Annotated in this window: 14 protein-coding genes; 8 read left to right on the forward strand and 6 right to left on the reverse strand. The window is 71.4% G+C overall.

The features are described 5' to 3' along the window. Positions 1-46: 46 nt before the first annotated feature. Positions 47-703: an HAD family phosphatase gene (locus ABZU69_RS17610; protein WP_354965401.1), complete on the reverse strand. Its 657-nt coding sequence runs from the start codon at positions 701-703 to the stop codon at positions 47-49. Between the two features lie 122 nt (positions 704-825). Next, positions 826-1,569 carry a neutral zinc metallopeptidase gene (locus tag ABZU69_RS17615; protein WP_354965375.1) on the reverse strand — a complete coding sequence of 248 codons (744 nt, stop codon included), beginning with the start codon at positions 1,567-1,569 and terminating at the stop codon, positions 826-828. 181 nt (positions 1,570-1,750) lie between these two features. On the opposite strand from ABZU69_RS17615, the gene ABZU69_RS17620 reads away from it, so the two are divergent. After that, entirely contained in the window at positions 1,751-2,113 is a 363-nt protein-coding gene (locus tag ABZU69_RS17620) for a hypothetical protein (RefSeq protein WP_354965376.1), read from the forward strand. Between the two features lie 5 nt (positions 2,114-2,118). Here ABZU69_RS17620 and ABZU69_RS17625 read toward each other — a convergent pair whose 3' ends face one another. Next, complete coding sequence (locus tag ABZU69_RS17625; protein ID WP_354965377.1) at positions 2,119-2,328, reverse strand: hypothetical protein; 210 nt, start codon at positions 2,326-2,328, stop codon at positions 2,119-2,121. Positions 2,329-2,578: 250 nt separating this feature from the next. Between ABZU69_RS17625 and ABZU69_RS17630 the strand changes: the two genes are divergently transcribed. Further along, the gene (locus ABZU69_RS17630; protein ID WP_354965402.1) at positions 2,579-2,971 is read left to right on the forward strand and encodes a YciI family protein; all 393 of its coding nucleotides are present in this window, start codon (positions 2,579-2,581) and stop codon (positions 2,969-2,971) included. Positions 2,972-2,973: 2 nt separating this feature from the next. Continuing rightward, positions 2,974-4,215 carry a DUF6596 domain-containing protein gene (locus ABZU69_RS17635; protein ID WP_354965378.1) on the forward strand — a complete coding sequence of 414 codons (1,242 nt, stop codon included), beginning with the start codon at positions 2,974-2,976 and terminating at the stop codon, positions 4,213-4,215. Between the two features lie 10 nt (positions 4,216-4,225). On the opposite strand, the gene ABZU69_RS17640 is transcribed toward ABZU69_RS17635, so the two are convergent. Continuing rightward, on the reverse strand, positions 4,226-5,323 hold the full coding sequence (locus ABZU69_RS17640; protein ID WP_354965379.1) for an ionic transporter y4hA: 1,098 nt from the start codon (positions 5,321-5,323) through the stop codon (positions 4,226-4,228). 316 nt (positions 5,324-5,639) lie between these two features. On the opposite strand from ABZU69_RS17640, the gene helR reads away from it, so the two are divergent. Then, positions 5,640-7,784: an RNA polymerase recycling motor ATPase HelR gene (helR, locus tag ABZU69_RS17645; RefSeq protein ID WP_354965403.1), complete on the forward strand. Its 2,145-nt coding sequence runs from the start codon at positions 5,640-5,642 to the stop codon at positions 7,782-7,784. Positions 7,785-7,790: 6 nt separating this feature from the next. On the opposite strand, the gene mug is transcribed toward helR, so the two are convergent. After that, entirely contained in the window at positions 7,791-8,366 is a 576-nt protein-coding gene (gene mug / locus ABZU69_RS17650; protein ID WP_354965380.1) for a G/U mismatch-specific DNA glycosylase, read from the reverse strand. 100 nt (positions 8,367-8,466) lie between these two features. Between mug and ABZU69_RS17655 the strand changes: the two genes are divergently transcribed. From ABZU69_RS17655 to ABZU69_RS17665, 3 genes are all read left to right on the forward strand, one after another. After that, positions 8,467-9,210 (forward strand): methyltransferase domain-containing protein, encoded by a 744-nt coding sequence (locus tag ABZU69_RS17655; protein ID WP_354965381.1) that lies wholly within the window; start codon positions 8,467-8,469, stop codon positions 9,208-9,210. Between the two features lie 37 nt (positions 9,211-9,247). Continuing rightward, positions 9,248-10,090 carry a CPBP family intramembrane glutamic endopeptidase gene (locus ABZU69_RS17660; RefSeq protein WP_354965382.1) on the forward strand — a complete coding sequence of 281 codons (843 nt, stop codon included), beginning with the start codon at positions 9,248-9,250 and terminating at the stop codon, positions 10,088-10,090. 109 nt (positions 10,091-10,199) lie between these two features. Further along, positions 10,200-11,120: an NAD-dependent epimerase/dehydratase family protein gene (locus ABZU69_RS17665; protein ID WP_354965383.1), complete on the forward strand. Its 921-nt coding sequence runs from the start codon at positions 10,200-10,202 to the stop codon at positions 11,118-11,120. 9 nt (positions 11,121-11,129) lie between these two features. Here the strand turns inward: ABZU69_RS17665 and ABZU69_RS17670 are convergent, their stop codons facing one another. Further along, positions 11,130-11,570: a VOC family protein gene (locus ABZU69_RS17670; protein ID WP_354965384.1), complete on the reverse strand. Its 441-nt coding sequence runs from the start codon at positions 11,568-11,570 to the stop codon at positions 11,130-11,132. 199 nt (positions 11,571-11,769) lie between these two features. Here ABZU69_RS17670 and ABZU69_RS17675 point away from each other — a divergent pair, with 199 nt between their 5' ends. Beyond that, complete coding sequence (locus ABZU69_RS17675) at positions 11,770-12,504, forward strand: methyltransferase (RefSeq protein WP_354965385.1); 735 nt, start codon at positions 11,770-11,772, stop codon at positions 12,502-12,504. Positions 12,505-13,034: the final 530 nt, after the last annotated feature.

Below are 13,034 nucleotides of genomic sequence, written 5' to 3' on the forward strand. Positions count from 1 at the left end.
CCCGGCGCCGCTCGCGGCGTCGGGGTTCCGTGCCATCAGCCCCCGGTCAGCCGGTCGCGCCGGCCCGGTCGACCAGCAGCGCGGCGAGCAGATCCAGGTCCGCGCCGGTCAGGCTCTCCAACTGGTGTACGCCGGGCATGCTCGGCAACGGCGCCTCCGCGGGTACGGCCAGCACCGCCGCGCCGGCGGCGAGCGCGCTGGCCACCCCGGTCGGCGAGTCCTCGATCGCCACGCAGCGGCCGATCGGCACATCCAGCAGCCGGGCGGCGGTCAGGTACGGCTCCGGGTGCGGCTTGACCGCGACCACCTCGTCGCCGCAGACGACCACGTCGAAGCTGTCCCGGCCGAGGGTGTCCAGGGCGATCTCGACCAGCGGCCGGCCGCTGGAGGTGACCAGCGCGGTGGGGATGCCCGCCGCCCGGACCGCGCGCAGCAGGGCGAACGCGCCCGGACGCCAGCGCAGCCCGCTGCGGAACAGCTCCAGGATCCGGGCGTTGATCCACGCCGCGCTGGCCCCCGGGTCCCGTTCGGGCTGGCCCAGGTCGTCGTGCAGGATGCGCATCGACTCGGCCATGCTGGTGCCGACGATCGTCTGGCGGGCGGCGACGGAGAGTTCACCGCCGTACTCCCGCGCCAGTTCCTGCAGTGCGACGTCCCACAGCTTCTCGCTGTCGACCAGCGTGCCGTCCATGTCGAAGAGCACGGCGGCGGGGTGATGGCTGCTCAGCGGATCCTCCAGGGTCGTGGCCGACACACCGGCGATCCTGCCAGGGCCTGCCGCCGCAGATGGCGGCGGCGGGCGCCGGGGTGACGCGGGCAACCCGGTCAGCCCAGGTCGCAGGCCTTCAGAGAGCGCTCGTAGCCGCGGAAGAACGACTCGGTGCGCTGCTCGGAGGTGCCGTGCGAACCCTCGGCGAACCACGGCTGGTCCGGGTCGTCGCCTACGGCCGCCACCCCCGCTCGGAACTCCTCCAGGTCACCCTCGGCCAGGTTCAGGTCGCCGGAGCGCACCGAGTCGCCGAGGTACGCCCCGGCCATGCAGTCGGCCTGCAACTCCTGCTGGATGGTGAAGCTGTAGTTGATGCCGAGCCGCACCTGGATGCCGTGGGCGTACTCGTGCCCGAGCAGGTAGAACACGAACGCGTCACCGACCTGCCGGAACGCCGCCACCGACCAGGCGATGTCGTAGGCGATGAAGTCGCCCCGTGAGCAGTAGACCGCGTTGTTGCGTGGCAGCGGCTGGCCGCCGCAGGACACCTCACCCGCCCGCTGGTACGAGGTGATCCGCCGGATGGGCTGGAAGCCCTGCCCGGACGCCTTGAACTGGGCCGCCCAGTACGGCTCGGCGACCGCCTGGGCGTCGGCGACGTCCTGCTTGAACTCGGCGACGCTGGTGGTGCTGTCGGCCCGGGTGGTGCTGGGCCCCGGCGAGGCCGCCGACCGGTCCGGCACCGGGCGCTCACCCTCGGGCTCGGCCAGCCCGCCGCCGGCGCACGCGGCCGACACCAGCGCGGCGATCAGCAGCCCCACCAGTGGACCCCGGGCGTCGCGCCCCGATCGTGCCCCCACGGTGCCTCCCCTGGCGTCGGTGCTGAGCTACGCAGTACCCCGACGATACGGTCACCACGCCCACCACCTCATTCACGTGCGTGGCCGCCGGGTGGTTCACGGTTCAGGCGCGGTTCACGGCGCCGGCGTTCAACCGCCACAATGGGCCGGGGCGGGCCACCGTCCGGTGAGGAGGGTCGTCGTGCACGTGCTGGGCAGCCGCCGGCGCAGCCAGCCAGCCCCGCCGCACATCGTGTGGCGGTCGCTGCGCGACCCGTACGAGGCCGGCAGCCGGCCCTGGCTGGAGCTTCGCGACGACGAGGTGGCGCCCCGGGTGGTGGCGGGCTACGCGCCGGTGCTGCTGATCTGGTCGTCGCTGTGGCCGCACCGGCCCCTCGACCGGATCCGCTTCGACCTGGCTCCCGAGCCGCCCGGCTCGGACTGCGCGCTGCGCTGGACGCTCACCACCGACGGGGAACTGCCGGGCGAGAGCACCCTCGGATACCTGCGACACCGGCTCAACTACCTGATCAACAACCGGCTGCGGCTCTCCTACGGTCAGTAGACCGGTCAGCCCGTGCCCTCGCGACTCCGCTGCCACGTGTCGCCCTGGTCGCCGTGCCGCTCGGCCTCGTACCGCTGCTGCCTGGCCCGGGCGTCCCGCCCGGCGGCATCGTCGTCGGCGGAGCGCAACCGCGCCCGATCACGCCACGCCACCACCCCGAACGCCCCAGCCGCCACCGCGGCAAAGACCCCGACCACCACCCACACCGTCGTCATCCCGCCACGCTAACCATTTCCCACCACCCACCCACCCGCCCCGGCGCCACCCCGGCCCCCGCCCGGTGACCATGAAGTTATTGCCGGGTGGCACGGCGTGTCGTGACAACAACTTCATGATCGACGCGCGGTGAGGGGTGGGGGTTGGAAATGGGGGGTCGTAGCGTGTCCGGGTGGGGTGGGTGGCTTCGACGTCTCTGGTGAAGCGGCGCCGTCGCGGCGCCGGAACAGGAGGACCACCGTGAAGTACATGATCCTGCTCTACGGCTCGCAGCAGGACTACGACGTGCTAACCGGCCGGGCGACCGACCGGCCGGCCATGTCGGCCGAGCAGATCGCGGCCATGCACAAGCACATGGAGACGTTCCACCAGGCGCTCGCCGAGTCCGGGGAACTGGTCGACGCCCGGGGGCTCAGCGAACCGGTGCACGCCCGCCGCGTGCAGGTGCGTGACGGCGCGCCGGTGGTCACCGACGGTCCGTACCCGGAGACGCAGGAGGTGCTGGCCGGCTACACGATCGTGGAGTGCGCCAGCTTCGACCGGGCCACGGAGATCGCCGCCGGTCTGGTCGACCCGGACTCCCCCGGCGGGTACGTGGACGTGCGGCCGGTGCTGGACGGCGTCGAGGACCTGGCCGGCTGACGATGCCGAAGCCCGTCGAGGACCTGCTGCGCGAACTGGCGCCGCAGGTCCTCGGCGCGCTGGTGCGTCGCTACGGGCACTTCGACACCGCCGAGGACGCCGTCCAGGAGGCGCTGATCGCCGCGGCGAGCGGTTGGCCGCGCGACGGCGTACCGGAGAATCCCCGGGGCTGGCTGATCACCGTCGCGTCCCGCCGGCTGACCGACCTGCTGCGCGGCGAGCAGGCCCGGATGCGGCGGGAGGACGCCGTGGCGCGGCGGGTGCTCCCCGAGCAGTGGCAGGCGCCCGCCGCCGACCGGCCGCCGGCGGACGCCGACGACACGCTCATCCTGCTGTTCCTGTGCTGCCATCCGGCGCTCTCGCCGGCCTCGCAGATCGCGCTCACGCTGCGCGCGGTGGGCGGGTTGAGCACCGCCGAGGTGGCCAGGGCCTTCCTGGTGCCGGAGGCGACGATGACCCGGCGGATCAGTCGGGGCAAACAGCGGATCCGGGCCAGCGGGCTGCGGTTCGCGCCGCCCACCGGCGCGGAGCGCGCCGACCGGCTCGCCGCCGTGCTGCACGTGCTGTACCTGATCTTCACCGAGGGGTACGCGCGGACCGCCGGGCCGGGGCTGCTGCGCGGCGACCTGACCGCCGAGGCGATCCGGCTGACCCGGCTGGTGCACCGGCTGCTGCCGGACGATCCCGAGGTGACCGGGCTGCTCGCGCTGATGCTGCTCACCGACGCCCGCGCCCCGGCCCGAATCGGTCCACACGGCGAGCTGGTGCCGATGGCCGAGCAGGACCGGGACCGGTGGCGGGCCGACCAGATCACCGAGGGCGTCGCACTGATCACCGCGGCGCTGCCGCGCGGCGTCGTCGGGCCGTACCAGCTCCAGGCGGCCATCGCGGCCGTGCACGACGAGGCGACCAGCGCGGAGGCCACCGACTGGGCCCAGATCACCGCCCTGTACGAGGTGCTGCTGGCCATCTCCGACAACCCGGTCGTGGCGCTCAACCACGCCGTGGCGGTGGCGATGAGCCGGGGCGCGCCGGCCGGGCTGGCGCTGCTCGCCGAGATGGCCGACGACACCCGGCTGGCCGACGATCCCCGCCTCCCGGCCGCCCGCGCCCACCTGTGGGAGCTGACCGGTGAACGGGTCGCGGCGCGGGAGGCGTACCGAACGGCGGCGGCGCGGTCGACGAACCTGGCCCAGCAGCGCTACCTGAACGCCCGCGCGGACCGGCTGGCAGACGGTCGGTGAAGGCGGCGGGTCAGGGGCTGGCGGCCAGGAAGACGAAGGCGGCCAGCAACACCAGGTGTACGCCGCCCTGAAGCACGTTGGCCCGGCCCGGCACCACCGTCAGGACCGCGGTCACCGCGGTGAGCGCGAGCAGCGCGAGCTGGGTGCCACCGAGGCCGAGCAGCAGCGGGCCGTCCAGCCAGATCGAGGCGATCGCTATGGCCGGGATCGTCAGGCCGATGCTGGCCATGGCTGAGCCGAGCGCGAGGTTCAGGCTGATCTGCACCCGGTCGCGGCGGGCGGCGCGGGCTGCGGCCAGGGTCTCGGGCAGCAGCACCAGCAGCGCGATGATGACACCGACGAACGCGTGGGGCAGGTTCGCCGCCGCCACCCCGGCCTCGATCGTCGGGGAGACGGTCTTGGCGTCGCCGACCACGGCGACCAGCGCCACCAGCAGCAGTCCCAGACTGACCAGCGCCGCTCGCGTCGTCGGCGGCTTCGCGTGCTCCTCGGCGTCGATGACCCGGCCCTGGCTGTCGACCGGCAGGAAGTAGTCGCGGTGCCGGCCGGTCTGCACCAGCACGAACAACCCGTACAGCGCCAGCGACGCGACGGCGGCGAACGTGAGCTGGGCCGGGCTGAACTGCGGGCCGGGCCGGGTCGTGAAGGTCGGGATGACCAGGCTCAGGGTGGCCAGGGTGATCACGGTGGCCAGCGCCCCGCCGGTGCCCTCCGGATTGAACACCGCCACCCGCCGCCGCAGCGCCCCGAGCAGCAGGGACAGGCCGAGGATCCCGTTACAGGTGATCATCACGGCGGCGAAGACCGTGTCCCGGGCGAGCGACTGGGTCTTCTCCGGTCCGCTTATCATCAGCGTGACGATCAGGGCGACCTCGATCACCGTGACCGCGACGGCGAGCACCAGGGAGCCGTACGGCTCGCCCACCCGGTGGGCGACCACCTCGGCGTGGTGCACGGCCGCGAGCACCGCGCCACCCAGCAGCGCCGCGACGACCACGACGACGGGTGCGGGTAGGTCCCGCCCCCACGTCAGGATCAATACCAGCACGGCGAGCACGGGTACGGCGACGGTCCAGTCGGTCATTCGGGATCGAAGCAGGGCGGCCATGCCCTAAAGAGTGCCAGGTCAGGTGATCATGTGCCCACCATCGACGCAGCCGTGCCGCGGTGGGGGCACTCTCCACTACGGTCGAAAACCCTGATTTCCGGCGGGCCATCGCATCGCGCGGAAAGTGTCTGTCACAGCGGACGATCAAGGGAAAGGAGGGCGCGCCCACTCCCCGCCACTTCTAACGTATAGCGCACCGGGGGGCTTGCGGCAAGACCCGGGTCGTGCCGCAGAATCGCCGACCGAGGCCAGGACCTGCGGAAATCCGAGCAACGGTTGCCCGCGGCCTCAGATCGGAGCCAATGACGTGAGCCCTCTGACCACCAGTGTGTTCGACCTTCCCGACCACCTCTCCCCCAAGGCCGACCCGGCGCTGGTCGGCCGCGACGAGCGGCACTTCGCGGCCCTCGCGGAGAGCCTCGAGGAGTTGTTCGCCGAGCTGTCCGCCCGGCTTGACGCCGCGCGCAAGGCGCCCGGTGGCAAGGGCCGGCAGGCGGTGGACCGCGACATGGAGGTCCGCCGGTTGACCGCTCGCCTGCGCGCACTGCGCCGCTTCGGTCTGGACCTGTGCATCGGACGCGTGGTCGGCGCGGACGACCCGGAGCCCGTGTACGTCGGACGACGCGGCCTCACCGACAGCACGGGTCGTCGGCTGCTGCTCGACTGGCGCTCCCCCGCGGCTGAGCCGTTCTTCGGCGCGACCCACGGCAACCCGATGGGTCTGGCGAGCCGCCGCAGGTATCGCTGGACCCGCGGCCGGATCAGCGATTACTGGGACGAGGTGTTCACCCCGGACGGGTTGGAGGGGCACGCCGCGCTCGACGACCAGTCCGCCTTCATCGCCAGCCTGGGCAGCAGCCGGTCCAGCCGGATGCGGGACGTGCTCGGCACCATCCAGGCCGACCAGGACGCCATCATCCGCGCCGGGTCCCGCGGCGCTCTCGTCGTCGACGGCGGTCCCGGTACGGGGAAGACCGTCGTCGCGCTGCACCGCACCGCCTATCTCCTCTACTCGGATCCTCGCCTCGGTCACCGTCGGGGCGGGGTGCTGTTCGTCGGGCCGCACCAGCCGTACCTGGCCTATGTCGGCGACGTCCTGCCCAGCCTCGGCGAGGAGGACGTGCAGACCTGCACGCTGCGGGACCTCGTGCCCGAGGGCGCCGCGGCAACCGTCGAGACCGACCCGGACGTGGCCCGCCTGAAGTCGTCCGCGAACCTGGTGCACGCGATCGAGGCGGCCGTCCGGTTCTACGAGGAGCCGCCGGCCGAACCGATGACGGTCACGGCCGGCGACGCCGACATCCGGCTGAGCGCCGACGACTGGGCCGAGGCGTTCAGGGCGCCGGGGCCCGGCACCCCGCACAACGAGGCGCGTGACGAGATCTGGGAGGAACTGCTCACGATCCTGCTGGAAAGGTACGACGGCGAAGAGCCGGAGGACCTGGTCCGTGGGTCGCTGCTGCGGAACAGGGAACTGCTCGCGACCGTCAACCGCGCCTGGCCGCTGCTCGAGGCGACCGACCTCGTCGGTGACCTGTGGTCGGTGCCCGCCTATCTGCGCAGGTGCGCGCCCTGGCTCAGCCCCGAGGAGATTCGCAAGCTCCAGCGGGGTGACGCCCAGGCCTGGACGGTGTCCGACCTGCCGTACCTGGACGCGGCACGGCAGCGGCTCGGCGACCCGGAGGCGTCCGGGCGCAAGCGTCGGCAGGAGGCCATCGTCGCCGTCGAACGCGAGCGCATGGCCACGGTCGTCGACGAACTGATCGAGGCCCACGCCTATGACGACGGTGAGGGCGTGCTGTCGAGCCTGCGCCAACTGGATCTCCAGGACGCCCTGGTCGACGAGTCCGCCCTGCCCGGCGTCGACCCGGACCAGCTCGCCGGCCCGTTCGCGCACATCGTCGTGGACGAGGCTCAGGAACTGACCGACGCGGAGTGGCAGATGTTGCTGCTTCGCTGCCCGTCCAGGAGCTTCACCATCGTCGGCGACCGCGCCCAGGCGCGGCACGGGTTCACCGAGTCGTGGCAGGAGCGGCTCGAACGGATCGGGCTCGACCGGGTCGACCTGGCCTCCCTGAGCATCAACTACCGGACGCCGAAGGAGGTCATGGCGGAGGCCGAGCCGGTCATCCGGGCCGTGCTGCCCGACGCCAACGTGCCGACGTCCATCCGCGGCAGCGACGTCCCCGTCGTACACGGATCCGCTTGCGACCTGGGCTCGATCCTCGACACCTGGCTCGCCGCGCACGCCGACGGCATCGCCTGCGTCATCGGTGACCCCACCTTCCCGACGACGTCCCGCGTCCGGTCGCTGACCCCGGAGCTGTCGAAGGGGCTCGAGTTCGACCTGGTCGTCCTGGTCGACCCCGAGGCGTTCGGCACCGGCATCGAGGGAGCGGTCGACCGCTATGTGGCGATGACCCGAGCGACCCAGCAACTCGTCGTCCTCACGAGCTCCTGACGGTTCTCACCGGCGGAGCGTCTCCTCGTGCAGCGCCGCGAACTGGGCGGTCAACGCCGGCAGCGGGAAATGCGCGTTCAGGCCGCTGGGGTTGGGCAACACCCAGACCCGGGCTGGGCCCAGTCGATCCGGCTGCGGGCCCAGCCCGGCTCCGGGCCTGGCAAAGGCGATCCGGTACGCGGTCACCCCGAGGATGGCCACCCACCGCGGCCGATGCCGCTCGGTCTTCACCGCCAGCCCCGCCACCCCGGCCACCAGCTCGGCCGGCGTCAGCTCGTCCGCGCGGGCGGTGGCCCGGTTGCTCAGGCTGGTGATCCCCAGGCCCTGCCGCAGCAGTTCGTCGCGTTCCCACGGGCGCAGTTCCCGGTCGGTGAAGCCGGAGCGGTGCAGGGCCGGCCAGAAGCGGCTGCCCCGCCGGGCGAAGTGCTCTCCCACCGCGGCGGAGTAGAGGCCCGGGTTGAAGCCGCAGAACAGCACCCGCAGGCCGGGACCGATCACATCCACCAACCCCCGGCCGGCGGCCGCCGCGACCTCCTGCGGGGTCGGCCGCCGCCGGAAATGCCCCGGCTCGCCGGTGTCCACCCCACCGATCCTGCCGTACGGCCCGCCACCCGATCACGGCTTCCGGCGCACGGGGCGGCCCGGCCGTGCACCGTCGATCATGACTTGACACCCTCAACGGATGCAGTCAATCGACCACCTCGCCTCCAGCCGCTACGCCCGGATGCGCTGGAACACTCCGCTGTCGGAGGAGCACGCGTCCCTGCTGCTCCAGCGGCTCGACGTCCGTCCCGGCTCGCGCGTGCTCGACCTCGGCTGCGGCTGGGGTGAGCTGCTGCTCAGGGCGGTCGCCGCGGGCGGTGTCGGCGGCCCGGTCGCGACGAGGGGCGTCGGCGTCGACACCGACGATGCCGCACTGGCCCGAGGGCGGAGGCAGGCCGCGGGCCGGTCACTGAACCGGCATGTCGCGTTCGTGATGGGAGAGGCTGGGGCCTGGCAGGAGCCGGCCGACCGGGTCCTGTGCGTCGGTTCCGCGCACGCCTTCGGCGGCACCGGCGCTGCCCTCGACGCGCTCGCCGCGGTGGTCCGGCCCGGTGGACGGCTGCTGTTCGGCGAGGGGTACTGGGACCGTCCCGCCGGCAGGGAGGCCGAGCAGATCTTCGGGACGGAGGTCACCGACCTGCCGGGCCTCGTCGAGGCCGCACGCGAACGCGGCTGGCGGGTCCTGCACCTGAGCACCGCCGACCAGCGGGAGTGGGACGACTTCGAGTCCACCTGGCTCGCCGGCCGGCAGGAGTGGCTGCTGACGTACCCGGAGGATCCGCGCGCGGCGGAGGTCCGCGCCGAACTCGACGAGCGGCTGCGCCAGTACGTCTCGGTCTATCGCGGAATCCTCGGCCTCGCGTATCTCGTCCTGGGTCGCTGACGGCCCGTCCTTGACCTCGGGGCCTACGGTGAGCGCGGTGAGCGGTCGACCTCGCGATCCCCGGGCAACCCGCGACGCTCGCCTCGCCACGCACTGGCGAATCCTCATCGTGTTCGCCGGCACCGTGCTGGTGTGGCTGTTCGTCTACCACGGTGCCCTGCTCGGCCGTGACTACGACCGCCCGACCCATGTCACCAGGGCCGTCCTTACGACGCTGCTCGTCGTACCCCTGGTGGTTGCCGCCCGCCGCCTGCTGGATCGGCGACCCTGGACCGGCCTCGGGTTGCCCTCGCTGCGCGTCGGCTGGCGGCGTCTGCTGCTCGGCATGGCCTGCTGGCTCGTGCCCGCCGCCCTGGGGTTCGCGCTCTGGCTCGGCTTCGGCTGGGTCGAGATCAGCCTGCGCACCTCCGCCGCCGACGCCCTGCGGGTGGCGGCGCTCCTGGTCGTGCTCGTCTTGCTCTACGAGGCGCTGCCGGAGGAACTCGTCTTCCGCGGCTACCTGCAACGCAACCTCGCCACCCGGTTGCCGGCCTGGCAGGCCGTCATCGGCCAGGCCGTGTCGTTCACCCTGTTCGGGTTCCTCGTCGGCGCCGCCACCTCCCCCGACCGACTCCTGCTCTTCGTCGTCTTCGCGCTCCTGCTCGGCGCCTTCCGCGTCGCCACGGGTGACATCTGGGCGGGCATCGGCTTCCACCTCGCCTTCCAGACCGTCGCCCAGTTGTTCGGAGACGTGGGGGCCGTCTTCGACGTGGTCGGAGCTGACGTCCTGGGGCTGGTCGCCCTGGGCGGGCTGCCGTTCGCTCTCGGCTGGATGGCCATGGAACGTCGCTACCGAAACAACCTGAACTGGCGGGCCCGGGAACCGGACCCGATCCGTTGACGAACACGCGAGAGGACGTGGGCGCCACGGCAACGTCGGGACCGTCCGGAGCCGGCGGCACCCGGGTCGCGACTTGACAAGCAACGGGCTCCAGAGTGGACGATTCAGCGTGCGAATACTTGTGGTGGGTGGAAGTGGTCTGATCGGTGCCCATGTCGTGGACGTGTTGCGCGAGCGAGGCCATGCCGCGACGACGGTGGCGCGTACCGCCCACCCGGGTGTTGATCATTTGATCGATGTCGGGTCTGCCTCCGTCGACGAACTGCGGGCACTGCTCGCCGGTCACGACGGCGTGGTGTACGCCACCCGCACGGACGAACAGCGACCGCTGCGCAAGCCGATCTATCCGACGTTTCGTCGGGACAACGTCGAGCCGGTGGTGCGCCTGTTCACGGCCGCCCGCCTGGAAGGTCTCACGCGCGGTGTCGTCATGGGCTCGTACTACACCTATTTCGACCGGCTGCGTCCGCAGTGGCGACTCGCGGCCCGCCACACGTACATCCGGTGCCGGGTGGAGCAGGCCCGGGAGGGACGGGCGGCCGCCGGCCGGGATCTACCGGTTGCCGTGCTCGAGTTGCCGTTCGTCTTCGGCCGGGCCGGCGACCGGCTGCCGAACTGGTCCGCTCCGTTGGACCGTTGGGCACGGTCACGCACACCCCTGGCCGTCCCCGTTGGCGGGACCGCCGCGGCCTCGGCGCGCAGCGTGGGCGAGGTGGCGGTGGACGCTCTTGAGCGGGCTCGCGGTGAGGACATTCCGGTCGCTGACGAGAACCTCACGTGGAACGACATGCTCGCGCGCATCGCCGAGGCGGTCGGGCGACGTCGCCGGGTCGCTCGCCTGCCGGCCGGCGCGGTCAAGGCCTCCCTACGGCTCGGCGGCGCGCTGCAGGCCCTGAGCCGCAAGGAGTCGGGCGTCAACCCGACCCACCTCACCGACCTCCTGCTCGCCGAGCTGTTCATCGAGCCGACGACCGGCCGGTCGCTGGATCCGGCGCTCCGCGAAACCTTCGCCGACACGGCGACCGCATAGCATCGGCCGTCAGCTGAGCTGTTGGGCCAGTCCGACGATGATGCCCTCGGGGCCGCGGACGTAGCAGAGTCGATAGCTGTCCTCGTACTGCGCCAGCTCGCCGACGAGTTCGGCGCCGTGGGTGCGCAGGCGGGCAACGACGTCCTCGATGTCGTCGACGGCGAACATGATGCGACGAATGCCCAGCGTGTTCGCCGGCGCGTCCTTCGGCTCGGCGCTGATCGCCTTCGGCGCGTGGAACATCGCCAGCTCGATCCGGCCGTGGCCGTCCGGGGTCCGCAGCATGGCGACCTCCTGTCGGACGTCGTCGATCCCGATGACACGCTCCACCCAACGCCCCTCGATCGGCCCCCTGCCCTCCAGCTCCATGCCAAGTTCGACGAAGAACGAAATCGTCGCGTCAAGGTCGTCGACAACGATGAGAACGTTGTCCATCCGCTGGATCGTCATGCTGAGTCTCCCTGGTGTGGTACGGCCACGGTGGCCGCATCCACCTCTGAGACGGAGCCGCCGGGCCGTTCTCGACATCCTCTGCAGCATCCTCTTCCGGACCTGCCCTCTCGATGATCCAACGGTGGCGGCCCAGTCGGGTGGCGCGAAGGCAAGGAATCGACTGTCGGGTTAGGTCGGCGGTGGCTACGGTATCCGGATGACCGACACCAGCCAGCCATCGGCGACCGCTGAGACGGGCTACCAGCCGACGGTCACCGCAGCACATGCCAAGCAGATCCACCGGTGGCACGAGGACGCCTATCAATCCCTGCGAGAGGAAGCCGGGGCGGGGCAGACGTTCGACTACCTAGGGTTGACACTGGACGTGCCGCCGGAGGTTATGCCGATCACCCCGGTGTCCGATCTCCTCGGTGAAGCCGTGCTGGCCGAGGTGAAGACCTGTGACCGGGTGTTGGACATGGGCACGGGCAGCGGCGTGAACGCCATCCTCGCGGCGTCCAGGGCGACCGATGTGGTCGCGGTCGACATCAATCCGCGGGCCGTAGAGGCCGCCCGACACAACGCGGCACGCAACGGTGTCTCGGAGCGGGTCGACGTCCGACGAAGCGACGTGTTCAGCGCGGTCGACGGTGACTTTGATCTGATCATCTTCGACCCGCCGTTCCGGTGGTTCGCCCCGCGTGACCTGTTGGAGATGGCTGCCACCGACGCCAACTACGGCACGCTGACCACGTTCGTCCGCGCTGCCGGCCGGCAACTCCGCGCCAACGGCCGCATGCTGATCTTCTTCGGCACCTCTGGTGACATCGGTTATCTGCGGCAGTTGCTCGCCGAGGAGGGCTTTACGCCCGAGGTTGTGGCGACCCGGGACGTGATGAAGGACGGGATGCGGGTGGACTACTACACGTACCGAGTGACCCGAACCGCCTGAACGTCTCACCGGAAGGCTGTGTTGCTGCGCCCTCGTGCACGCCTGTTCTCACTCAGCCGGGCTCGCCTGGCCGCCCCGGTCAGACGGCCTTGGCGCAGGTGCCGGAATCGGGTCCAGGGTACTGGCAGCCACTGGACCCAGGACCCGAAAGTGGGGCCACCCCCTCGGGGCTCCGCCCCGGACGCCACCAAATCTGACTTGCAAGAATGCATCCGCAGCAAGCCAGCATCGCCCATAGGAAGGACCCCACTCATCAAGGAAGTCCCGCTGAGCCACCCCCGCTTTTATGGAGCTTCTTGATCATGGTCTGATGGCCGTGGGGAGGAAGTCGTCCGTGGCAGCACCGAAGAAGTACCCCAAGACCACGAAGTTAAGGCGCTGATACGTCTGTCAACTCGGTATGGACGGTTGCTGTCTGGGCTGTTCGGGGTGGGCCCATTCGTGGGTGAGGGCGTAGGTGCCGGGGGCTGTTCGCGAGAGCATGTTCTCTTTGACCCAGCGACTGAGCTCGGCGGTCAGGCCTCGGTGAT

Source organism: Micromonospora sp. NPDC005206 (genome assembly GCF_040608175.1).
Lineage (GTDB): Bacteria > Actinomycetota > Actinomycetes > Mycobacteriales > Micromonosporaceae > Micromonospora.

Coding starts and splice junctions, on each gene's coding strand:
- ABZU69_RS17635 (WP_354965378.1), top strand. CDS start 2,974: ATGCCGAAGCCCGTCGAGGACCTGCTGCGCGAACTGGCGCCGCAGGTC.
- ABZU69_RS17675 (WP_354965385.1), top strand. CDS start 11,770: ATGACCGACACCAGCCAGCCATCGGCGACCGCTGAGACGGGCTACCAG.
- ABZU69_RS17655 (WP_354965381.1), top strand. CDS start 8,467: ATGCAGTCAATCGACCACCTCGCCTCCAGCCGCTACGCCCGGATGCGC.
- ABZU69_RS17670 (WP_354965384.1), bottom strand. CDS start 11,570: ATGACGATCCAGCGGATGGACAACGTTCTCATCGTTGTCGACGACCTT.
- ABZU69_RS17630 (WP_354965402.1), top strand. CDS start 2,579: ATGATCCTGCTCTACGGCTCGCAGCAGGACTACGACGTGCTAACCGGC.
- ABZU69_RS17625 (WP_354965377.1), bottom strand. CDS start 2,328: ATGACGACGGTGTGGGTGGTGGTCGGGGTCTTTGCCGCGGTGGCGGCT.
- ABZU69_RS17640 (WP_354965379.1), bottom strand. CDS start 5,323: ATGGCCGCCCTGCTTCGATCCCGAATGACCGACTGGACCGTCGCCGTA.